The sequence below is a fragment of the Brevibacillus aydinogluensis genome (assembly GCF_961514395.1).
GTDB lineage: Bacteria > Bacillota > Bacilli > Brevibacillales > Brevibacillaceae > Brevibacillus > Brevibacillus aydinogluensis.
In genome coordinates, this window is the sequence record NZ_OY569118.1 from 1619419 (window position 1) to 1639337 (window position 19919).

Here is a 19919-nt window from a genome sequence, read left to right on the forward strand (position 1 = left end):
GTGAACCCCAAAAATTACGCACTTGCTCAAGCTAAGTTAAATAAATATATCTCTGCCTATAAATATCATGATCCAGATAAGACAGTAGCTCCAGGTACAATAGCTACGTGGGATGTCATTTATCATATAGTAGACATACCAAAATATAAAACCGCAGTTGTCCTGTATCAATTCGATAACCAACCGGGCATGGTATATTATGCACAGTTTCGATCTGACCGTACTCACATAGACAAATATGTGGTAAAGATGAACCGAAAGAAATATACAACAACTATCAACGGCAAAAAAGTAGAGGTAGAAACAATTGCTAAGGATACGCGTACAGGAAAAGTGGCTGCCATTGCCATGATTGGAGGAGCGACCCTCATTGTCATCGGAACGATTGCGGAGGACATTTTCACAGCTGGAACAGGAATTGCGGATGATCCGGTATCATTTGCTGCGGCAGGGGGACTCCTGCAAAATGCGATTACAATTTTGCGTACGGCGCCATAAACGAAACCCGGCAAGCCCCCTCTTGCCGGGAATGTTTAGGAGGGAATTTTTTTGAGCGAATTCACGTTTGCCATTCTTGTCAAGGAAGCAAACAAAAGGAAGATAAGCAGCGCGGTCCGTAAATGGAAAGCACCGTCTTGCCTGTTTCCCGCCAACGAAACATGGTATGCGGTCGTCACGGAGAATGGAGCGGAAGCAGGATCGGAACAGGCGCGACAATTATCGGCTGCACTCAACACCCATTCGTTTTCCTTCGTCCATGCAGAGGATTACGGATGGCACTATGAACTGTATGAAAATGGCGAGCGAAAGGGAACGCTGGAGATCAACTACGAAACATACAATCACAGCAGCATTGAAGAAGCGAATGTTCCTCTTTTGAAGAAACTGGCTGTCGATGAAGCAGCACTAGCACGCCTGGAACGCGTCCTTTGCGCCCGGACTCCTCAGACGGAAGATCTGCTGCACAGCGTTGAGCATTTCAAGCAGGCGATGGGATTTGAAAAGATTTCCTGGATATCGTATGAGTACGTGTCCACGATGTCCAAACGCCAGCTTGACGAAATAGGGGCAAGCTTCAACAAACCAGCCACAAAGCGATTCTTGGCAGACAAAATTATTGTAGAAATGCTGAATGAATCGTTGCGTCACATGGGATATGCCTACGAAGAACGGCCAAAAATGGGCGACCGGCTGTACTTTGTCAAACGTGAAAACGGCTTTGATTACGGCTTGATCATCGATATGACGCAAAAGAATACCATCGAGCCCAGACTCTTTACGCCGCGCAACACTGGGGCAAACCTGTTCTACATCGCGATGCGAGGATTAAAAAGCTTCGAGTATGCGAATGAACATGAACTGCGCCAGCACCTTGAGGAAATCGTGCAGGTGTTTCAGCAAACAGGTGATCCGTGGCTGAAAAAGAACAGGATCGAGACCTTTGATGCCAACGCCCTTTATGCAGAGATGGCGGATCCATTCATGGCGGAATACTCGTTTCAACGCATACATATGGATGATCGTATTCTGTTTGGCGGCAAGGCGATCTACCAAGGCAATCGGATGCAGATTGAGTTTACACATTTTCCTCAGAAAGCCAGTATCGTTACGTATCTGGTCGAGGAGACAGGGAAAAGGTCCTTACAAGATTTTTGGTGGAACACAGAGACATATTGCCGTTCGATATCAGAACCATTCATTTCTTGTTTCAAAATCAGGATGAATTTATACAGGCGCTGGAGCGAACCTTTGATTTACTGCGTTTATATTTCAAACAGAAGCAGGAAGATTGACGGATATATCGTCAGGCAGCAGCTTGCCCGGGCAGTTGTAGAATGGTGAACCAAACAAACAACCCACGCGGGAATTGTAATGGGGGACGGCTGAAGGGATTTGCGGGAAACTCTATAACTTTCCCTGCAATTATTTAGCGTGAAGCGTCAACAGAGCATCAAGGCCCTTCTCGACCGAGGAGGGCCTTGATGCTAACGTAAAATAGCTAAGAATGTATCAAGACGCTTCATATATTTTTCGGAAGGCCGGTACTCATCTTTTTCCCATCCTAATATCATACTCGGACTCAACCCAAAAATCTCTCCAAATTCTCTTTTGTTATATCCATGATACAGACGAGCCTTCTTGATCCGCTGGCCTAGTGTATGTTCCGGAAGGTTCTCAAAACAACCAAGGTAAGCGATTGACACTCCCAATGCTTCAGATAATCTTCTAAGATTAGGCGGGCTTACTGATGACTTGTTCTGTTCGGCCAGACGAAGAGATCGGACGCTGAGACCGGTTGCAGCAGCAAGATCGACAAGCAACATGTTTTTCGCTAAGCGAGCACGTCTTATGCGTCCACCTGGTGAATCATCTTCTGGCAATGCAGGCGACGTTGAAGTTTCCCTGTAAATCACAAGTTCTAGGTTGTTATCTTCACGCGTGTCCGTGCGGCTTCTACGGCTCCCGCGACCAGCGCGAATGCACCTGCACGCCGCAGCAGATCCAAAAGTATCGGTCGAAATTGTCCGGCCCGCTGCTTGACCGGATCGACCTGCATTTGGAAGTTCCCCGGGTGCCGGTAACGCTGCTGCAGGAGCGGCCGCAGGCGGAATCGTCCGAAGAGATCCGCTGCAGAGTAGAAGCGGCGAGGGCCATTCAATGCGAGCGTTACCGGCACCGCCCCGGCGCTCCTTTCAACAGCGCGATGAACGGAGAGGAGCTGCGCCGGTATGCCGGCCTGAACAGAGAGGGGCAGAAGCTGCTGCAGCTCGCCTTTGAGACGCTCGGCCTGAGCGCCCGCGCCTACAACCGGATCGTCAAGGTGGCCCGTACCATTGCCGACCTGGCCGGTTCTGAGCAGATCGAGGCCGCCCATGTGGCGGAAGCCATCCGATATCGCGCATTGGATCGCGGGGTGCTGGGATGAGGAGTGTATCGATTTAGCCGGTAGAGGATACATAGCAGGGTATAGTTATGATAGATATTTGGGGGAACAGCCTACCGACCATGAGAAAGAGTGTGAGAGGAGCAACGATCGCCACACGAATACCGGCTGGACTGGACAAGTAGTAGCCGGTTACGCAAGTGAATTGTTTGCGGAGAAAATGTTGTCTACACACGTGACGTTCTTCCACGATGCGTGGGGAAAAGATTAGCTCATAATGTAAAGAAGCACATAAACAGTAATGTCGCCTTTTCGTAAGCAGAGGCGCATTCGGCGCGGTCGAGGTGGTGCCGCTCGTCCTGATTGGATTCGAGGCCTGTGAAAATTTGCGGAACAGCAAAGTAGTACGCGCGTTCCGCCGAATTTTTGCACCAGCCGCTGCTGCAAAATCTTGTCTGGAGTCGTGCAGCGGGTGACACGATTTTTGCCGCTGCGTGGTCGGTATTGCCATGTTCGTGATCGGTTTGGCAACGGGCCGTTCGTGTGAGAAATCGTCCGCCGCGACAGCCATGTGCAGCCTGATCAAGAGATGGCGTGAGGCTTTTGCCAGGTCTGATGCATACACTCACCCTCGCGTAATGTAAATAAACGATACTGCCATTGGTAATAGTAAGTGTGATTCGTCATCCGGATTGAAATTGACTGGCAGGAGTTGGGGAGAATGAAAGTATACCCACTGTCATTCGAGGAAACATTTATCCAGCCGGTGCTGGATAATGGTGTGTCCAAAGTCGTGAAGTTCTCGTTTCCAAAAGGAAAGGTATTACAGAAGCACAAGACGACCAGCGATATCCTGGTATTTGTGCTGCTAGGAAAAATCCGATTTGTCGCCCATGAAGAAGTGGAACTGGCTCAAGCCAGCATGATCTCCCTCGACAAGCAGGTGGAGCATGCCATCGAAGCATTGGAAGACAGTGTGGTTGTGCTGGTGCTGACACCCAGCCCGGAAGCTCATTCCGTGTTTAAACCGTAACGAAAGCGTTTCAGGCCCGTCGTTAGCGTTCTTCCCGTTCGGATCGGCGGGCCAGCCAACGTTGCAGCACGATGGCCTGGTTGTGGACGGAATCTTTTGCGGAATAGACCAGTGTGACGTTTTGTTCAGCGGTCATGCTGCAAATTCGGTCGGCCAGTTCGTTGCGGAGTGGATCTCCTTCCAGTTCCCGTTCGTAGCGAGCGCTGAATTCGTCAAACCGCTCCGGTTGGTGGCCGAACCACTTGCAAAGTTCGGTGCTCGGGGCAATCTCTTTCATCCACTCGTTGACCGCAGCCCGCTCTTTGGAAATGCCGCGCGGCCAAAGCCGGTCAACCAGAATGCGGACGCCGTCTTCAGGGGAGGGCGCGTCGTAAATGCGCTTCACCAAAATCTGATGCATCATAGGACAATCAGCCTTCTTTCGCAACATGCAGTGATTTGACTGCGGCCATTATATCACTCCGGAGCGAGGAAATGAACCAAGGCCCGATTTACAATACCGTCATGGTGAATCAGTGAGGTGGTGACCGTGAGAGAGCAAAAGCGTTCAGCCCTTCCTCCGCATCTGAATATGTTTCCGGTAACATTCACCTTTTTTGCCGCTGGAGCCTTGTTTTTTCTCGCGGCTCTTCTGTTTGGCTTGGGGAACATGCCCCATCTGGTAACAACATCGGCTTTGCATTCTCCCGAGGGAATCTTGTGGGCGCATATGCTGTTGCTCGGCTGGGCGACGATGATTGCGATGGGAGCCAGCTACCAGGTGACACAGGTGCTGTTGAGAACTTCCACCTATAGCCGGAACCTCGCTTGGCTCCATCTGATCGCTTACGTGACAGGCGTTATTCTCCTCTTGGTCGGCTTTTGGAACTGGAACCGCATCGGAATTGTCAGCGGCGGGGGGCTCATCGTGCTGGGCGTGGCGGTCTACACCTTCAACCTGGGAGCCACTTACGCTCGCGGCAAGCTGTGGACGCCGGTCACCGTTGGAGCTATCCTGAGCCTTCTTGACCTGGGTGTGACCGTTGTGCTCGGTACGACCCTGGGCATCGCCGCCTGGACGGGTTGGTCTCCGACACGATACGAGTTACTGTTTTATACGCATATGTGGTTCGGTCTGGCTGGCTGGTTGGGAGGTCTGATTGCGAGCTACAGCTTGAAGCTGCTTCCCATGTTTTATGTATCAAGGAAGACGGGGACGAAGTTGAACTACGCGATCGTCATCCTGTTCCAGGCGGGAGTATGGCTCGGGGGTGCAGGATGGTGGTCAGATTACCGGATGTTTTCGAGCGCCGGACTGCTGCTTGTTGTCGCGGCACTCGGAATGCTTGTCTGGTTCGTTCGCGATGTTCGGCAACAAAGCAGTGGCAAGCAGCCGATCGGCGCGGTAAAAGTGGCCGATGTACTGTTAACCATTACGTTTCTGGTTGCGTTGGTATGGGTAATCCTGCACGGATGGCATGGTGGCGCTGCCCGTTCCTACACGGTCGTTTCCACCCTGATTCTGTATGTGGTCCTTGGTTGGTTTTCCGCTTCCATCCTTGCGTACTTGTCCAAAATCATCCCGTTTTTATGGTGGGCTCACCGGTTTCGGACCAAAGAGCAGAAAAAGGGCGCCGTCCTGTTGGCAGAAATGGTCCGGCACGACAGGTTGACGTTGGAGCTGTGGGTCTTTCTCTTAGGATTGGGCCTGTTCATCATCGGGAATATGGGCATTCATTCTGCTGTTGCGACGGTCGGCTTGCTGATCATGGTGATCGGAGTCGTGATCTATCTGGCGGAGCTGTCAAGGGTATTTCGCCATTAACGTTGCCCATCGAGGCGGTGCTTCGCGTTAATTATGCTCTTTCCATCGTTTCAGCGCATCCCTGTCCAAAATGATGATTTCCGAACGGTGCGTATCAAGAATGCGTTGCTTTTTCAGTTGGTTTAACAGCCGGTTTACGGTTTCTCTGGTTGTTCCGATCGTATTGGCCAATTCCTGATTGGTCATCGGCAATTCGATGTGAATACGAGATCCTTTTACCTCTCCGTGTTTGTCAGCCAATTGCAACAAAAAGAAAATGATCCGGTCGTGCACGTCGTGGCCGGTAAACTGTTGAAGTTTTTGTTGAAGTTCGCGAATCTTGGCGCCCATGACATCGATGACTTTGATCGCAATGGACGGCATCGCCAAGATGAGCTGCTCAAACGCGCGGACGGGTATGGCCAAAACGTGAGTGTCCACGAGGGCTTCCGTCGTTGCCGGATAAGGCGATTGATTAAAGAAACCGGTATGGGGAAACATATCGCCAGTCTGCAAGAGCGACACGATCTGCTCATGCCCCTCCTCGTCGGTTTTGTATGCTTTGACCAGTCCGTCCTGAATGAAAAAGACCGCTTCTTTTTCGCTACCTTCCATAAAGATGATCGTTTTTTTCCGGATCAGGCGATGGATGGCGATCTGTTCGACGCGGTCCAGTTCCTGCGGGTTCAAATCCCGGAACAAAGGGACCTGCTGCAACATGTTCCGATTTCCCATAAAATAGATCCTTTCCGCTGGTTTTTATTTTGATGATATCAGATCAGAGCGGTCACTTGTAGCGAATACGAGAATGGCACCAGTCCCGTCCGGCGATCGATGCCCGACCAGCAATGCGAACAAAGAACAATGAGACATCCCTTAAAGCCAGGGGAGGGAACCCTGCTTTAGAGGATGTCTTGTTTAATCGTGTGTGTGCTTACGTTTTTTGCAGATTGTCATCCGCGTACGGCAATGGTTGATCCGTAAGCGACCATCCGGTCTTGAGTCCCAGGATGAACCAACCGAGCGCCAGCGCACCGACGGAGAAAATGGTATCACCGATGACGCGCAGCCAGACAAAGATGTGGATGATGTTCTGCGTCATGAACTCAGCAGAGCGGGCGTACCACATCCCATGCTGGACGCTTGCCCAGGTTTGCATCAGCCCGATGGGTAGCAAGCTCAATACCACCATCAACGCCAAACCGATGTTGATGGACCAAGTGTGGTCTCCTTTTGGCAAAATCCCAAAACACACGTTTTATTCTAACCAAATCGCGAGTGACACCCGTCTTCATGTTGATTATCGCCATGCAGTTGGCTGCCGCGATGCTGTTGAGCGCTGGATGCCAGGAACGGTGAAGCTGAAGATGACAGGAGATTGGAGCGTACCGTCACGATGACGCAAAAGCGAAAAAATGAACGGATTCGTGAAAAGGATCCATCTGGCCAAACAGATCCCCTTCATGATGCATGTAAATGACCATCAGTTTGCCGTCATTGGTCTTACGGACCCTTCCGTGATTGGGCTGAAGGTGGAAAACACCGTCCCCGAAACCGAGGACGGTGCTGCCATGTAAAGCTTTGCTCAACAGAAGCCGAGCCGCTCTTTCGCTTCCTCCGACATCATCTCGGGCGACCATGGCGGATCCCAGACGACATCCACCCTGACGGAGCGAATGCCCGGTTGGCGTTCCAGCAACCGTTCCACTCCCCCCGCGATGGTGTCGTGCATCGGACAGCCCGGGGTCGTCAGCGTCATGCGAACATAGACGTCCCCATCTTCGTTTTGGATCTCGTACACCAGCCCGAGATCGACGATATTGATGCCCAGTTCGGGGTCGTACACCTGTCTCAACAGCTCGCGAATCTCCGCCGTATCCATTCCAATCACCTCCTGTGTCCTGCCGGGTGATCTGCAAATCCTTTCCGATTAACTAACGGGTAAACACCCATCCGATCAAGCACGCGTAAAAGAGCGAGGACAGGGACAGCGCTGCGCCGCTCCAATGTATCAACACCGCGTCGTCCATCCCCAACCCGATGATCAGCATAACCAGACTTGCCGCGGTTAGAGCGAGCCCATAAGCGACGTAACGGTCTTCCAGCAAGTCGGCCATCGCTGGGATCTTTTCTTTGCCGACGCGAGGCCCGTACTTGTGTGTCCACCAAAGGAAGGGGATGATCTTCGACAAATACCCGAGAATGGTCAGAGCGACCCAGCCCCACAGATAAGCCCAACCGAAGATCACGACAGACCGTTCATCCGTGGACCGTTCGGGAGCGAACAGGGTGTATGCGAGCGCGGCGGTACAGACAACGGCCAGTGCCCGCGTGCTGTAGACGGCCGCCAGCACGCCTGCGCCAGGACTTTTTTGTGGCGCGCTTTGCGGATCTGGGTCGTGTGCACGTTGTAGGCGTACACCGCCAGGGTCAACAAACCGACGGCAGCTCCGACAGCAGGAAAGGGTGCGTCTGTCAGGAATGCGGCGGCTCCCGCAAGGACGGCGGCGTTCCACAACCAAAAAACGACGTATGCCATCCGGTTGGACACACCGTGGGCCAAGTAGAACATCGGCAGCATTTTGTGGCTGAAGCCGGTGATCAACAACCCGAACCATCCGATGGTCCCCAGCCACATATGGGTGTAAAACAGCCGTTCATGCCACTCCGGCCACAACCGGAATGCGAAATTGAACCCCATGAAAAGCCCGGCGAGTCCTGTCAGCACGAGGAACAAAATGGAGCCGGCGGTACTGAGCGTGATCGGGTTCCATTGGCCCGCCCGGATCAACGTCACCCCGATGTTTACGGCAAACAAGACGATGCCAATCCAGGCCAGAGCGGCAAACACGGCGATCCATTGCACACGTCCGGCGGAAAACCCGGCCAGCAAACCGACGGTTCCGACGGTATACAGCGCGTAGTGCACGTAACCCAGCTTCCGGCTGAACACGTCCTTTTGAAGCACCACGTTGAGAAGCTGATACACCGCGCCCATGGCGATCATCGTCGCCCACCCGAGTACGAGCAAATGAACATGAAACCATCCCACCGGAATGCGGGGCGGGTGCGCGATCCAGACGGCCGCCTGCGCGAGTGTTGAAAGAGAAAACAGGGCAAAACAGGCCAGCCCCGTGGCAATGAACAGAAAAGGAAGGAGAAACATCGAGGTCCCACCCTTACGTCTTTTGGATTGTAACCCGCGCCGATCCGTCCGGCTGTTCCTCCACTGTATAGGGATATCCCAGTGCCCTCAGCTCCTCAATCAGAAAGACAGGTACCCGGTCGTTGTGTATGACGACCCGGTCGCCAGTCCGGCAACCCTCCAGGGCCTTCAGGGTTCGAATCATCGGCTGCGGCGGTTCCAGTCCCCGGTTGTTCAGTTCAATCGTCTGCGGCGCCTCCGGCGAAGCAGTGGAGGGAGCTTCGCCCAAGCGGTTCTCGTCGTCCGGTTCGCTTCCTTCCAATTCGCCTTTGCGGGCCCTGGGAACAAACGTCACTTTCCAGTGATCATTCGCCAGCCGCTCGGTTTTATAGGCAAACCCTTTCGCTTTCATCAGGCCGAGCAGCGGAACGGGCTTGAAGGTGGTGTGCAACACAAACGTATCATCCGGACCAAGCGTCTTGACCGTTTCCATGATCAGTTGGAACGGTTCCAGTTTTTTGCGAAGGTGGGGTCGAACGTCCAATTCCACGATTTGCGGAGAGTCTCCCATTGGCATCATCTCCTTATGGAAGTGTGGCCGATCCTACGCGGAACGCAGTGCTGCCTTTGCCTGTTCGTACAGCGCTGCCATCCCGCCGTAAAGCGTGTAGAAAAACGAATCCGGCGCATCGAGCGAGAATGAGAGAGACTGTTTGGGATCGACGCCCAGCATGTGTTCAAACAGAGCTGAGCTGTCGTAGGCGTAAAAACAGAAGTGGACGAAGTGAAACTCCGGCATTTTCTCGTAGATGGTCGTGATGTCTTTGGCGTAGCGCTCCACATTCCGCTCGGCCTCGCGAATCATGGCGAGGGCGTCTTCGAGGTCCACCGCGATCCGGAGCGTCTTTTCGTCTACAACGGTAACCGTCGCCATGGCAAAGGCCTCCCTTACTTTTTCGCGATTTTGACCTGGAATAGGTCGGGGCCTTCCTCGAGGTACTCCCAGGTGAACCCTCCAGGATGCATCGATTCAAACTGGAACCGCAGCGGAATCGGATTGTGGTCGTTGATCAAAAGCAGGGCTTCTCCGGGCTTCAATCGTTCAAACGTCTCAAAGATCACCTTGTGTTTCAGATGCGGCGGGTATTCCGGCACCCGGATGGTGGCGACAAATTCGTTCATCATGATCTCCTCCTTGGGATAATTGGGGGGATATCTTTATTGTAAGCAGTTTGATCGTTTTCCATTGTGATACGCATCATAGTTGCAAAAACAGAAGGGAGAGGAGTGCCGCTTCCACCAACTGCAAAGATGGATTGTGGAAGGAACGCTCCAGCCGGGGGAAAAGCTGATGGATGCGGAGATCGCGGAGGAGTTGGGGATGATTGAGGATACGTAGCAGGGTATGGCCATGATACATGTATAGGCAACAAGCAGGCTGACTAGAGAAAGAGTGGGGAGAGGCTCCATTCGATAGAAGCCTGCTTTTATTATGGGATCGTACTCCCTTCGATACCATGCTGCTTGACAGCTACTTGTCGACGGGCAGGGACACCTCATGCCGACCAATCCGCTGACTCGCGCAAGATAACAGGTAGATCATGCTTACTTGACAAAAAGAAAGGAACGGTTTATTATACCCATACGGGTATATGTATATCAAAATGATCACAAAGGGGGGACATGTGTAAGGCAAAAAGAGACGGATGGGATCAGATCATCGGGAGTGTCGTGCTGGTGGTCTTCTGAGCTGCGTGGTGCGGACCTTGTCCGCATGATGGTTCCGATTTTGGATCATTTGGTTCAAGAAGTCGGCAAACATTGTAATCATGCAAATGAGAGGGGGTTTTATGGAACTGGATCTCGGGTGGATCATCACCTTATTCGCGATCGGCTTTGTCGGTTCCGTGATTTCCGGAATGGTCGGGATCGGCGGTTCCATCGTGAAATATCCGTTGCTGCTGTATATTCCCCCGCTGCTTGGGTTCGCGGCCCTTAGCGCGCAAGAGGTTTCCGCGGTCAGTGCGGTCCAGGTGTTTTTTGCCACACTGGCCGGAATGTTTGCTTACCGCAAAGGCGGGTTTATCAATAAGAAACTGGTTCTCGCCATGGGCATTCCCATCATAGCGGGGAGTTTTATCGGCGGCTTCGGCTCAAAATATTTACCCGATTCCGCGATTAACCTGACGTATGCTGTGATGGCGCTTGTTGCGGCGGTCATGATGTTTTTGCCCAAAAAAGAGGCGGTCAGAAGCGATTATTCCGACATTCGCTTCAACACAACCGTTGCGGTCATTGCCGCGGCAACGGTGGGCCTCCTGTCAGGAATCGTCGGTGCGGCTGGCGCTTTCATCACGGTTCCGATCATGCTGGTCGTATTGAAGATTCCAACCCGTATGGCCATCGCCTCGTCATTGGCGATCACGTTCATTTCCTCAATCGGTACCACGGTCGGGAAAGTGATGGGCGGCCACATGCTGCTGATTCCGTCCCTGGTGATGGTTGCGGCGAGTATTGTTGCTTCGCCGATGGGCGCACATCTCGGCCAAAAAATGAACGTGAAGGTGCTGCAATGGATCCTCGCTGCGCTCATCACGGCAACGGTCATCAAGATTTGGCTGGATATATTGTGACCACTGTACCCTGTGTGAGGAGTATCTGCCGTCCACGGATAAAAAGGGTTGCCAGTATAAACGGCGGCGTGATCGAATACGGAAAATCTACATGCGATCGTAGGGGGTAATGTTGTGAGAAGAGAAATTCACACGGATCATGTGCTTGAATGTGAACAATTGTCATGTCCGATGCCGGTGGTAAAAACCAAGAAAGCCATGGAAGAAATAATGCCGGGGGAAATTCTCGAAGTGCGGGCGACCGATAAGGGCTCTGTCGCGGATTTGCAGAACTGGGCCAGACGCACCGGCCATCAATATATCGGTCTTATCGAAGAGAACGGGGTTTTCCGCCATTTCTTGAGAAAAGCCTCACTCAACGAAACGAAAGCGGAAGTGAATTTCCCTCACACCATGAGCAACGAGGAATTAAATCAAAAACTGGCTTCCGGCGAAAGCATCATCGTGTTGGATGTGCGCGAACCTGCAGAATATGCCTTCGAGCACATTCCCGGCGCCATATCCGTACCTTTGGGACAACTGGAGGAAAAAATCCCTCAGTTGGACCCGGGGAAAGAGTATGCCGTGATTTGCCGTACGGGAAGCCGCAGCGACATGGCCTGCCAAATTCTTGCCGAGCACTGTTTTTCCAACGTGAAAAATGTGCTGCCGGGCATGTCTCAGTGGCAGGGAGCCACAGAAAGCGACGAATGAGAAACTTCGAAGAACGTAATGGAACACACAAAAGAGGACTTCGTCGGCGGCAGGGAATTTGGCGGTGCGGCGACATTTTGGAATATGCCTTTGTGGTCCAAGTAACATTGAACTTCTAACAGGAAAGGAGATTACGAATGGAACAAGTTCGATCGATTACGGCGGAAGAGCTTCATCGCAAAATGAGTTCCGGTGAAGATCTCGTGATTCTCGACGTGAGGAATGAAACGGATTACAACGATTGGAAAATTGAAGGCAAGAATCTGAGAACCATGAACATTCCGTATTTCCACTTTCTGGAGGAGGATGTGCAGGTGTATGCGGGACTGCCGAAGGATGCGGAAATCGTCATTGTTTGCGCAAAAGGCGGAGCATCCCATTATGTAGCGGAAATGTTGATGGAAAAAGGATACAATACCTGCTCGTTACAAGGCGGGATGCTTGCCTGGAGCCAGTTTTACCATCCCACCATCGTATATATGGACGATCAGTTGAAATTGATTCAAATCAACAGGTTGGCGAAAGGCTGTCTGTCTTATGCGGTTATTTCCGATGGAAAAGGCATGATCATCGATCCGAACAAAGAGATTGATGTGTACATCGAACTGGCCAAAACACACCAATTTGAGATCGAACATGTGGTGGATTCCCACATGCATGCCGATCATATCACCGGCGGTCCGCGGCTTGTCAAACAAGTCGGCGCGACATATTACATTTCTTCCGAAGAGGCGAAGGGGACGAATTTGAAGTTTGAACCGCTGGATCGTTACGACCGGATCAAGGTCGGCGATGTTCATGTGGAAGTGTTGTCGATCCCCACGCCGGGCCATACGCCGGGTTCCACCTCTTTCCTCATCGACAACCGATTTTTGCTGTCCGGGGATACCATCTTTGTCGGCGGTTTGGGAAGACCCGATCTCGGGGGCAAGGCGAAAGAATGGGCTGAGGATTTGTATCACACTGTGTTTTTCAAGCTGAAAGATCTCCCGGATGATTGCCTGGTTCTGCCGGCGCATTACGCCGATATTCAGGAAATCAACGACCGCGGCGTTGTCGGGGAGCTGCTTGGCAAGATTCGCGAAAATAACGAGATTATGCGCAACGTAGACAAAGCATCGTTTACGGAACAAGTGGCCAGCGCAGCTTCCATGGAGAAGCCCCCCAATTTTGAGGAAATCGTGGCCATCAACCGGGGCGAACTGCAGGTCGATCAGGAAAGGGCAATTGAGCTGGAAATCGGTCCCAATCGCTGCGCAGTACACCATCACGGTTAAAAAAAGGAGGAGGACTACGCATGGCGGACGTATTTGTCGACGCAAAGGGCCTGGCTTGCCCGCTGCCGATTGTGAAAGCAAAGAAAGCCATCGATACGCTGCAGTCAGGTCAAATCATGGAGGTGCACACAACCGACAAAGGCTCCATGAACGACTTCTCAGCGTGGATCAGACAGTCCAACCATGAATTGATCGAAGCAACAGAAGACAACGGTGTGTTTATCTTTATCGTGAAGAAAAAATAGGATGTGCTGAAGATTCCATTGCAGTCGATTCAAGGTCATGCGCCAAGTATGACTGATTTTACTCGCAAAAAATATACCCATACTCGTATATGTAAGGGGTGATTGTATGAGCCAAAAAGAAAAAACCACCATTATCCTGTTCAGCGGTGATCTGGACAAGGCGATCGCCGCCTTTATCATCGCGAACGGAGCGGCTGCATATGGTCATGAAGTGACGATCTTTTTCACCTTCTGGGGGTTGAATACGCTTCGCAAAGATCAGCCTGTTTCGGTTAGGAAAGGGTTTCTCGAGAAAATGTTTGGCAAAATGATGCCGCGCGGAGCGAATAAACTGGGACTTTCCAAAATGAATTTTGCCGGAATCGGTCCGAGATTGATCAAACATGTCATGAAGAAGCACAATGCATTGAGCCTGCCGCAATTGATAGAGCTTGCCCGGGAACAGGGAGTCAAGCTGGTCGCGTGCACGATGACCATGGATTTGCTGGGACTCGCAAAAGAAGAACTGATCGACGGGATCGATTATGCCGGTGTTGCAACCTATTTGGGGGATGCTGCAGAAGCGAAGGTGAACTTGTTTATCTAAGCCTGTTTCCCCGGATATAGGGTATAATATACCTATACACGTATAGTGAATAGGGGGAGATTCCGTACCGATGAAATATGACGAGGATGTGAAAAGAAGGCTGCGCCGCGTGGAAGGACAAGTCCGCGGGGTGCTGAAAATGATGGAGGAAGAGAAAACCTGCAAGGATGTGGTAAGTCAGCTTTCGGCTGTCCGCAACGCGGTTGACAAGGCCATTGCTTACATCGTGGCGGTCAATCTTGAACGGTGCATCTTGGAAGAGAAGGAGGCTGGCAACGATACCAGCAAATTGGTTCAGGAAGCTGTTGCATTATTGATCAAAAGCAGGTAGGGGAAGTAACCTGCGCAGGTGGTCCTAGACAGAGAGGGACAAAAGCTGCTGCAGCTCGCCTTTGGAATGTTCGGTCTGAACGTCAGGAATCGGCGGGCTTGTCGAAGGCGTTGTTGCGATGTCCGACAAACCCGCCTCGTTCCTTATGACGTTGACGACAAATGAGAGCATGCCAATTATATTCAGCAGGCATGTCCCTGTATTGCATGCTCAGAACGATGAGATTACTTCGTGACTATTCTGAACGCTTAGCGTCTGCTGTGGATGACTCCGTTCCTTCATCGATACAACTTCATTTTCCGTACATACTGTGAGACCTGTTCAAGTCCAGTTTGCAGAACGTCTGTACTGCAAGCATAACCAATACGAACATGTCCTTCCATATCAAAGCACGCACCAGGTGTCAAAAAGGCACCAGTATGAGCAAGCAGATCTGTACAAAACGTCACAGAAGGGACTGGAAAATCATATTTCAACATCGCTGTCGTTCCCGCGCGCGGTTTGACATAGGAAAAGGATTGTTCGTGTTTCACCCATTCATCCAGGAGGGCAAGGTTGTCCCGCAAAATTTTACGACTTCTGCTTACAATCTTGTCGTAGTTCTTCAGTGCATGGACAGCCAGTACATCGTCCAACATCCCGCAGCTGATCGTTGTGTAGTCCCGGTGCTTCATACATTCCGCAATGACGTCTTGTGGAGCGGCAATCCAACCAAAACGGAGGCCCGCAAGCGAGAGTACTTTTGAAACACTGGACGTGCTGATTCCCTTCTCATATAGATCAGCAATTGAAGGAACGTCGGCCTCAGCATCCTGGAGTAAGTCCTGATAGACTTCATCACAAAGTACATAAGCTCCACACGATCGTGCAATCTCCACAATTTGTTCCAGGATATCCCGTTCCATTAAGGCACCAGTTGGGTTATTCGGATTATTAATACAAATCATTTTCGTGTTCGGTCGAATCAGAGACTTCAGCTCGTCAAGATCGGGGAGAAAATGATGTTCAGGGCGCAGCTCCAAAAGGTCTACTGTCGCTCCAAATGATCGAGGAACTTCATAAAGCTGCTGATAGGTCGGATGCACCGCAATAACGTGATCGCCAGGTTCGATCAGAGAGTAATACACTAAAAAGTTGGCGCCGCTTGCCCCATTCATGACGAGAACTTGATGAGGCTCAATGGTTTCGTACAAGTTCGCAACCAGCTGCCTGAACTCGGGAGAACCCTCAATATGACCATAGGTTAGCTTCAGCGGATAGAGGGAGCGAAAAAATTCATCAGGATTTGTACCATCTATCGTAATAAGTTCCTTCAACGTGAGGGAGTCCACACATGTTTCCGCCATATTAATGGTTGCGTTCATTTCATGGGCATTCATCCATTCTTCTACCAGGAAAGCCTTCATTTTCATGGTTCATATCCTCCCTTACAGGTTCGCGACGATACCGATGCCTTTTGCTTCCGCTTGTTTTAAAATGTAATCAGCCGTGATCAAGTCTTGCAGGGCGATCCCTGTGCTGTCAAAGATCGTAATGTCGTCATCTGAAAGACGGCCAGCAGTTGTACCAAGCATCACACTGCCTATTTCCGCAACAATGTTATCTCGTTCTATGACTCCTGTTTTGATCGGTATCTCTGTTTCTCCTACCTGGACAGCCTGGTCAACATCATCGACGAATACTCGTGCAGAAGCGAAAATTCGCTCGTCGATTTCCTGTTTTCCCTCCAGATCTGCCCCAATGCAAGAGAAGTGTGTTCCCGGCCGAACCCATTCTTTTTGAATGATCGGTTGTCGCGAAGGAGTTGCGGTAATAATAATGTCTGCTTCTCCTGTTGCCTTCTGAATCTGGTCAGTTGCCGCAAATTCTACTTGTTCGATGCGAGAAGCGTATCTCTCAAATAACACCGGATTGTCCCGATACGGAGCCAGGAACTTTTCTTTTAATATTGCTGATATCGTAGAGCAAAATGATCTTGCTTTCTCCAATGAATGATGATTGTAAACTGTCACCTTTTTGATATGATCCATGAGCATCAGCGTGGACATAATCAGATAAGGAGCCAAGTGACCTGTTCCGACGATCAATAAATGCTCAGACTCTTTTCGTGCAAGATACTTGGCGCCAATCCCTCCTGCTGCTCCTGTCCGCATTAACGTGATTGCTTCTCCTCCCATCATCCCGATGGGGACGCCTGTTCTGCTGTCGAGCACCAGCACGAAACCAACGAGGGGAGGCAGCTGTTTGGCAGGATTATCCCCAAACCATGACACGAGCTTTAATCCGAAAATATCAGCACCCACCAGATGTCCTGATTTGATGTCCATGTCAGCTTTTCCTGGAGAAAATTCATGGAACACCATCGGGAATACCGCTGCCTCTTTTTGTGCCTTTAACAAATACGCACGCTCAACCAATTCGATTACCTGTTTCATATCCAATAGTTTCTCTACATTTGGTGGATCAATGACTCGAAATGAAAACAACCCTGCTCCTCCTCTGCATTGAAATCTTGTTGGTCATAATTTACCATAGAGTCTAAATCAAAGAACAATTGATGTATGTTATGGTTACGATTACAAATTTTTAGGTATGGATAAGGGGAAGGGGAAATATGGAACTTCGTACATTGAAAACCTTCCAGGTAGTTGCTACCCATCTTAATCAGACGAAAGCAGCCGAGATTCTTGGATATACGCAGCCGACGATCACAATGCATATACGAAATCTGGAACAGGAGATCGGTCACCCCTTATTTCATCGGGTTGGGAAGAAAACCTATTTGACTCCGGCTGGAAAAGTATTGAAGCAGCATGTAGACAGGATCATGGATTGTGTAGAGGAAATGAACAAAGCGTTAAACCGATTGCATGATCCCTACGGCACGTTGGTTATCGCTGCGCCAGAATACTATTGGACTCATTTTTTGACGATGCTTATCCATACCTTTGTGAAACTTCATCCGCAAGTAAAGTTAAAACTGGTCTCTTGTAACAGTGTAGACGTCATTCAAATGATCACCGCTCGTGAAGCGGATGTGGGGATTATTACCGGAAAAAATAAGAATGAAGATCTGGAGTTCGTTTCGCTTGATGAAGAAGAGCTGTTATTGGTCATCAGAAAAGACCTCCACCAAAATAGTGACCTTTCTGCCATTCTACAAACGTATCCCTTATTCTTTAAAAAATTTTCTTATCTTGATTGGCTGTTTGATCGTTGTATGGAAGAGATCCCCACGCCGATGGCTGTCATTGAAAGTGACAGTGAAGAAGCAATTAAGCAAGCAATTTTAAAAGGGACAGGTGTTGGCATAATCAGTGGTGATTTAATACACGAGGAAATACGAAAGGGAGAACTCATCCCTCTGCATCGCTTTACGCAGACGTTGGATACCTTCTTAATTACACGCAGGGATCGTTCTGATGAAATTACCATTCAGGCATTTGTCGAACTGGTAATGGAAGGGTGGGACGAAGCAGCTGAAGAATCCTTGTAAGCGGAATAGGTACCCGAAAAATATACAGGAGGTTGCATGGCAGTAGCCGCAACCTCCTGTCTTTTATTGCAATTTCTTTCTTAGCTGTTCCGCTGCAGACAGTGCATTCAGGTCCTGTAAAATATCACCTGGTCTGTTTCCTTTTCCAATAACATATCCTTCGAAGGTTGTCCCTACAAAGTCAAAGATATGTTGAAACTGCTGAATCATCGGCAACCCTGTGATGTATGGGTTATCTCCCCCCACCGCGATGACATATGCTTTTTTGGCTGCCATTTTTGATTTGAAATCAGGAAAATTCGGGTCTCGTAATGTTTGTGACCATCGATCAATAAAGTTCTTCATCGTTCCCGTCATGCTATACCAATAGATTGGTGTGGAAAAAATCAGGATATCATGCGGCAGGATACGTTTCATGATGGAATTATAATCATCATGAACATCCGGAAAACCTTCCTCTGCATGCCGCATATCGATAATCGGTTTAATGACATAATCCTTTAAATAGATTTCTTCTGCATCTATACCTTGGATGGCTAACTTCGTTAACGTTTCTGTGTTCCCGTTTGGACGGGTTCCACCATAAATAACCGCAATTGTCATATGGAATAACTCCTTTTCCTGGGGATCATCTGCATATTGTTCTCGGGATATTCCTATCTTATACTAAGCATCGAAATCGATACAGACGATTATCTTGATTGGATAAATCGAAAATAACGATTTTAAAGAGGTTGCATAATGGAAATTAAACAATTGATTACATTTAAACATGCTGCCGAAAACCTGAACTTTACCCAAACTGCGAAATTGTTGAATTTTGCTCAATCAAGTGTTACGGCTCAAATCAAAGCCCTTGAAGATGAGATTGGCAAACCCTTGTTTGAGCGTTTGGGCAAACGACTGATTTTAACTGAAGCGGGACGTACCTTTAAAACATATGCGGACAAAATCATTGCATTAAGCCAAGAAGCAGTAACAGCAGCGAATGGAGAAGAAGAAATCAGCGGCACGTTAACAATAGGAGCTCAGGAGAGTCAGTGTACGTATCGATTACCGCTGATTCTGAAAGAGTTCAAGAGTGCATTTCCGAAGGTAAAGCTGGTATTTAAACCTGCCCATTCTGATGAAATAGCGAGAAAACAGCTGATGGAAGGATTATTGGATGTTGCTTTTTTTATGGATGCGTGGAAACCTGAAGGATCGTTAAAGGTAGAGCGACTTGTCAAAGAAGAGTTATTGTTAGTCGCCGCGCCAAACCAATCGAAAGCCAATTTTTCAATCGACGATCTGAAGCATGAAACGCTTTTACTCACAGAAGCCGGATGTTCTTATCGAAACATGTTTGAAGAATCTCTAAAATCCCTTGGAATTTATTCATTACATAAAATTGAATTTGCCAGTATCGAGGCCATTAAACAATGTGTGATTGCAGGATTAGGAGTGGCACTGCTGCCTGAAATGGTCGTGAAAAAAGATATTGAAGCGGGGCGAATGAGGGAATTGCCGTGGAAGCCTTGCACACCTCCGCTTTATACTCAAATTGCTTGGCATAAAGATAAATGGATGACACCACCTTTAACTGAATTTATACATGTTACTCGCAAGATGCTCTTGTCAGTGTAAATGCTTGCGGGAAGAGCAACATGATTAACCTTTTTGAGAGTGTCCAGATATGGGCACTCTTTTTTTTCGGAAAACTGTTTTAAGTTCATGCTCATTCAGTCGGAAACTCAACGATACTGAATTCTCCACTCGTTGTAACCGAAATGAAATTGATTCCGCTCATATAAATCGTTACATTAGTGTTGCT

Annotated in this window: 27 protein-coding genes and 1 pseudogene; 15 read left to right on the top strand and 13 right to left on the bottom strand. The window is 49.7% G+C overall.

The genetic code is table 11. From position 1 onward, the window contains the following. Entirely contained in the window at window positions 1-498 is a 498-nt protein-coding gene (locus Q7F15_RS07950; protein ID WP_304415363.1) for a hypothetical protein, read from the top strand. Between the two features lie 51 nt (window positions 499-549). Next, complete coding sequence (locus Q7F15_RS07955) at window positions 550-1842, top strand: hypothetical protein (RefSeq protein ID WP_304415364.1); 1293 nt, start codon at window positions 550-552, stop codon at window positions 1840-1842. 143 nt (window positions 1843-1985) lie between these two features. Here Q7F15_RS07955 and Q7F15_RS07960 read toward each other — a convergent pair whose 3' ends face one another. Next, complete coding sequence (locus Q7F15_RS07960) at window positions 1986-2414, bottom strand: helix-turn-helix domain-containing protein (RefSeq protein WP_304415365.1); 429 nt, start codon at window positions 2412-2414, stop codon at window positions 1986-1988. Here Q7F15_RS07960 and Q7F15_RS07965 point away from each other — a divergent pair. Together Q7F15_RS07965 and Q7F15_RS07970 are read left to right on the top strand one after the other, a co-directional pair. Continuing rightward, window positions 2363-2926 (top strand): magnesium chelatase subunit ChlI family protein, encoded by a 564-nt coding sequence (locus tag Q7F15_RS07965; protein ID WP_304415366.1) that lies wholly within the window; start codon window positions 2363-2365, stop codon window positions 2924-2926. The genes Q7F15_RS07960 and Q7F15_RS07965 overlap by 52 nt on opposite strands. A gap of 679 nt (window positions 2927-3605) precedes the next feature. Continuing rightward, complete coding sequence (locus tag Q7F15_RS07970) at window positions 3606-3917, top strand: cupin domain-containing protein (protein WP_230077084.1); 312 nt, start codon at window positions 3606-3608, stop codon at window positions 3915-3917. Between the two features lie 22 nt (window positions 3918-3939). Here the strand turns inward: Q7F15_RS07970 and Q7F15_RS07975 are convergent, their stop codons facing one another. After that, the gene (locus Q7F15_RS07975; protein ID WP_311837937.1) at window positions 3940-4320 is read right to left on the bottom strand and encodes a DUF488 domain-containing protein; all 381 of its coding nucleotides are present in this window, start codon (window positions 4318-4320) and stop codon (window positions 3940-3942) included. A 306-nt stretch (window positions 4321-4626) separates the two neighbouring features. Here Q7F15_RS07975 and Q7F15_RS07980 point away from each other — a divergent pair, with 306 nt between their 5' ends. Further along, window positions 4627-5721, top strand: a complete 1095-nt coding sequence (locus tag Q7F15_RS07980; protein WP_230077083.1) for a hypothetical protein — start codon at window positions 4627-4629, stop codon at window positions 5719-5721. 27 nt (window positions 5722-5748) lie between these two features. Here the strand turns inward: Q7F15_RS07980 and Q7F15_RS07985 are convergent, their stop codons facing one another. Then, window positions 5749-6420, bottom strand: a complete 672-nt coding sequence (locus Q7F15_RS07985; RefSeq protein ID WP_230077082.1) for a Crp/Fnr family transcriptional regulator — start codon at window positions 6418-6420, stop codon at window positions 5749-5751. A gap of 214 nt (window positions 6421-6634) precedes the next feature. Continuing rightward, window positions 6635-6877 carry a hypothetical protein gene (locus tag Q7F15_RS07990; RefSeq protein WP_304415367.1) on the bottom strand — a complete coding sequence of 81 codons (243 nt, stop codon included), beginning with the start codon at window positions 6875-6877 and terminating at the stop codon, window positions 6635-6637. On the opposite strand from Q7F15_RS07990, the gene Q7F15_RS07995 reads away from it, so the two are divergent. Further along, window positions 6867-7100 carry a hypothetical protein gene (locus tag Q7F15_RS07995; RefSeq protein ID WP_304415368.1) on the top strand — a complete coding sequence of 78 codons (234 nt, stop codon included), beginning with the start codon at window positions 6867-6869 and terminating at the stop codon, window positions 7098-7100. The two genes, Q7F15_RS07990 and Q7F15_RS07995, sit on opposite strands and share 11 nt — an antisense overlap. Before the next feature lie 185 nt (window positions 7101-7285). Here the strand turns inward: Q7F15_RS07995 and Q7F15_RS08000 are convergent, their stop codons facing one another. From Q7F15_RS08000 to Q7F15_RS08025, 6 genes are read right to left on the bottom strand one after another with little or no spacing between them, the layout of a single operon-like run. Continuing rightward, the gene (locus Q7F15_RS08000; protein ID WP_171566975.1) at window positions 7286-7582 is read right to left on the bottom strand and encodes a metal-sulfur cluster assembly factor; all 297 of its coding nucleotides are present in this window, start codon (window positions 7580-7582) and stop codon (window positions 7286-7288) included. 52 nt (window positions 7583-7634) lie between these two features. Continuing rightward, window positions 7635-7949 carry a hypothetical protein gene (locus Q7F15_RS08005; RefSeq protein ID WP_304415369.1) on the bottom strand — a complete coding sequence of 105 codons (315 nt, stop codon included), beginning with the start codon at window positions 7947-7949 and terminating at the stop codon, window positions 7635-7637. Continuing rightward, a complete protein-coding gene (locus tag Q7F15_RS08010) occupies window positions 7946-8866 on the bottom strand; it encodes a heme-copper oxidase family protein (protein ID WP_304415370.1) in 921 nt (306 codons plus the stop codon). Before Q7F15_RS08010 ends, Q7F15_RS08005 begins: the two co-directional genes overlap by 4 nt. 13 nt (window positions 8867-8879) lie before the next feature. Next, window positions 8880-9416 (bottom strand): DUF2249 domain-containing protein, encoded by a 537-nt coding sequence (locus tag Q7F15_RS08015; RefSeq protein ID WP_311837934.1) that lies wholly within the window; start codon window positions 9414-9416, stop codon window positions 8880-8882. A 33-nt stretch (window positions 9417-9449) separates the two neighbouring features. Further along, a complete protein-coding gene (locus Q7F15_RS08020; protein ID WP_304415371.1) occupies window positions 9450-9779 on the bottom strand; it encodes a hypothetical protein in 330 nt (109 codons plus the stop codon). Window positions 9780-9793: 14 nt separating this feature from the next. Then, entirely contained in the window at window positions 9794-10027 is a 234-nt protein-coding gene (locus tag Q7F15_RS08025; protein WP_171567021.1) for a DUF2249 domain-containing protein, read from the bottom strand. Window positions 10028-10109: 82 nt separating this feature from the next. Between Q7F15_RS08025 and Q7F15_RS08030 the strand changes: the two are divergent. The 7 genes and pseudogenes from Q7F15_RS08030 to Q7F15_RS08060 form a co-directional block, all read left to right on the top strand. After that, a pseudogene (locus tag Q7F15_RS08030) lies at window positions 10110-10229 on the top strand (GntR family transcriptional regulator); the annotation flags it as partial. Window positions 10230-10695: 466 nt separating this feature from the next. Beyond that, complete coding sequence (locus Q7F15_RS08035; protein WP_304415372.1) at window positions 10696-11478, top strand: sulfite exporter TauE/SafE family protein; 783 nt, start codon at window positions 10696-10698, stop codon at window positions 11476-11478. A 114-nt stretch (window positions 11479-11592) separates the two neighbouring features. Beyond that, window positions 11593-12171: a sulfurtransferase TusA family protein gene (locus Q7F15_RS08040; protein ID WP_304415373.1), complete on the top strand. Its 579-nt coding sequence runs from the start codon at window positions 11593-11595 to the stop codon at window positions 12169-12171. 137 nt (window positions 12172-12308) lie between these two features. Further along, window positions 12309-13448, top strand: a complete 1140-nt coding sequence (locus tag Q7F15_RS08045; protein ID WP_304415374.1) for an MBL fold metallo-hydrolase — start codon at window positions 12309-12311, stop codon at window positions 13446-13448. 20 nt (window positions 13449-13468) lie between these two features. After that, window positions 13469-13693 carry a sulfurtransferase TusA family protein gene (locus tag Q7F15_RS08050; RefSeq protein ID WP_171566984.1) on the top strand — a complete coding sequence of 75 codons (225 nt, stop codon included), beginning with the start codon at window positions 13469-13471 and terminating at the stop codon, window positions 13691-13693. A 106-nt stretch (window positions 13694-13799) separates the two neighbouring features. After that, window positions 13800-14279, top strand: coding sequence for a DsrE/DsrF/DrsH-like family protein (locus tag Q7F15_RS08055; RefSeq protein WP_171566986.1), 480 nt, complete (start codon window positions 13800-13802; stop codon window positions 14277-14279). A 70-nt stretch (window positions 14280-14349) separates the two neighbouring features. Beyond that, complete coding sequence (locus tag Q7F15_RS08060; protein ID WP_171566988.1) at window positions 14350-14610, top strand: metal-sensitive transcriptional regulator; 261 nt, start codon at window positions 14350-14352, stop codon at window positions 14608-14610. 278 nt (window positions 14611-14888) lie between these two features. Here the strand turns inward: Q7F15_RS08060 and Q7F15_RS08065 are convergent, their stop codons facing one another. After that, window positions 14889-16022 (bottom strand): aminotransferase, encoded by a 1134-nt coding sequence (locus tag Q7F15_RS08065; RefSeq protein ID WP_304415375.1) that lies wholly within the window; start codon window positions 16020-16022, stop codon window positions 14889-14891. A 15-nt stretch (window positions 16023-16037) separates the two neighbouring features. Continuing rightward, the gene (locus tag Q7F15_RS08070) at window positions 16038-17096 is read right to left on the bottom strand and encodes an ornithine cyclodeaminase family protein (protein WP_171566992.1); all 1059 of its coding nucleotides are present in this window, start codon (window positions 17094-17096) and stop codon (window positions 16038-16040) included. Window positions 17097-17224: 128 nt separating this feature from the next. Here Q7F15_RS08070 and Q7F15_RS08075 point away from each other — a divergent pair, with 128 nt between their 5' ends. Continuing rightward, on the top strand, window positions 17225-18106 hold the full coding sequence (locus Q7F15_RS08075) for a LysR family transcriptional regulator (protein ID WP_171566993.1): 882 nt from the start codon (window positions 17225-17227) through the stop codon (window positions 18104-18106). Window positions 18107-18169: 63 nt separating this feature from the next. Here Q7F15_RS08075 and Q7F15_RS08080 read toward each other — a convergent pair whose 3' ends face one another. Then, window positions 18170-18709, bottom strand: coding sequence for a flavodoxin family protein (locus Q7F15_RS08080; protein ID WP_304415376.1), 540 nt, complete (start codon window positions 18707-18709; stop codon window positions 18170-18172). 138 nt (window positions 18710-18847) lie between these two features. Between Q7F15_RS08080 and Q7F15_RS08085 the strand changes: the two genes are divergently transcribed. Then, window positions 18848-19732: a LysR family transcriptional regulator gene (locus Q7F15_RS08085; RefSeq protein ID WP_212133302.1), complete on the top strand. Its 885-nt coding sequence runs from the start codon at window positions 18848-18850 to the stop codon at window positions 19730-19732. Window positions 19733-19919 lie beyond the last annotated feature (187 nt).

What these genes read in the sequence shown, in the direction of transcription:
- Q7F15_RS07975 (WP_311837937.1), bottom strand. Translation starts at nt 4,320, where the DNA reads ATGATGCATCAGATTTTGGTGAAGCGCATTTACGACGCGCCCTCCCCT.
- Q7F15_RS08065 (WP_304415375.1), bottom strand. Translation starts at nt 16,022, where the DNA reads ATGAAAATGAAGGCTTTCCTGGTAGAAGAATGGATGAATGCCCATGAA.
- Q7F15_RS08085 (WP_212133302.1), top strand. Translation starts at nt 18,848, where the DNA reads ATGGAAATTAAACAATTGATTACATTTAAACATGCTGCCGAAAACCTG.
- Q7F15_RS08010 (WP_304415370.1), bottom strand. Translation starts at nt 8,866, where the DNA reads ATGTTTCTCCTTCCTTTTCTGTTCATTGCCACGGGGCTGGCCTGTTTT.
- Q7F15_RS08000 (WP_171566975.1), bottom strand. Translation starts at nt 7,582, where the DNA reads ATGGATACGGCGGAGATTCGCGAGCTGTTGAGACAGGTGTACGACCCC.
- Q7F15_RS08045 (WP_304415374.1), top strand. Translation starts at nt 12,309, where the DNA reads ATGGAACAAGTTCGATCGATTACGGCGGAAGAGCTTCATCGCAAAATG.
- Q7F15_RS08020 (WP_304415371.1), bottom strand. Translation starts at nt 9,779, where the DNA reads ATGGCGACGGTTACCGTTGTAGACGAAAAGACGCTCCGGATCGCGGTG.
- Q7F15_RS08055 (WP_171566986.1), top strand. Translation starts at nt 13,800, where the DNA reads ATGAGCCAAAAAGAAAAAACCACCATTATCCTGTTCAGCGGTGATCTG.
- Q7F15_RS07985 (WP_230077082.1), bottom strand. Translation starts at nt 6,420, where the DNA reads ATGTTGCAGCAGGTCCCTTTGTTCCGGGATTTGAACCCGCAGGAACTG.
- Q7F15_RS08080 (WP_304415376.1), bottom strand. Translation starts at nt 18,709, where the DNA reads ATGACAATTGCGGTTATTTATGGTGGAACCCGTCCAAACGGGAACACA.
- Q7F15_RS08060 (WP_171566988.1), top strand. Translation starts at nt 14,350, where the DNA reads ATGAAATATGACGAGGATGTGAAAAGAAGGCTGCGCCGCGTGGAAGGA.
- Q7F15_RS08075 (WP_171566993.1), top strand. Translation starts at nt 17,225, where the DNA reads ATGGAACTTCGTACATTGAAAACCTTCCAGGTAGTTGCTACCCATCTT.
- Q7F15_RS07970 (WP_230077084.1), top strand. Translation starts at nt 3,606, where the DNA reads ATGAAAGTATACCCACTGTCATTCGAGGAAACATTTATCCAGCCGGTG.
- Q7F15_RS08015 (WP_311837934.1), bottom strand. Translation starts at nt 9,416, where the DNA reads ATGGGAGACTCTCCGCAAATCGTGGAATTGGACGTTCGACCCCACCTT.
- Q7F15_RS07995 (WP_304415368.1), top strand. Translation starts at nt 6,867, where the DNA reads ATGGGTAGCAAGCTCAATACCACCATCAACGCCAAACCGATGTTGATG.
- Q7F15_RS08035 (WP_304415372.1), top strand. Translation starts at nt 10,696, where the DNA reads ATGGAACTGGATCTCGGGTGGATCATCACCTTATTCGCGATCGGCTTT.
- Q7F15_RS08025 (WP_171567021.1), bottom strand. Translation starts at nt 10,027, where the DNA reads ATGAACGAATTTGTCGCCACCATCCGGGTGCCGGAATACCCGCCGCAT.
- Q7F15_RS07980 (WP_230077083.1), top strand. Translation starts at nt 4,627, where the DNA reads ATGCTGTTGCTCGGCTGGGCGACGATGATTGCGATGGGAGCCAGCTAC.
- Q7F15_RS08050 (WP_171566984.1), top strand. Translation starts at nt 13,469, where the DNA reads ATGGCGGACGTATTTGTCGACGCAAAGGGCCTGGCTTGCCCGCTGCCG.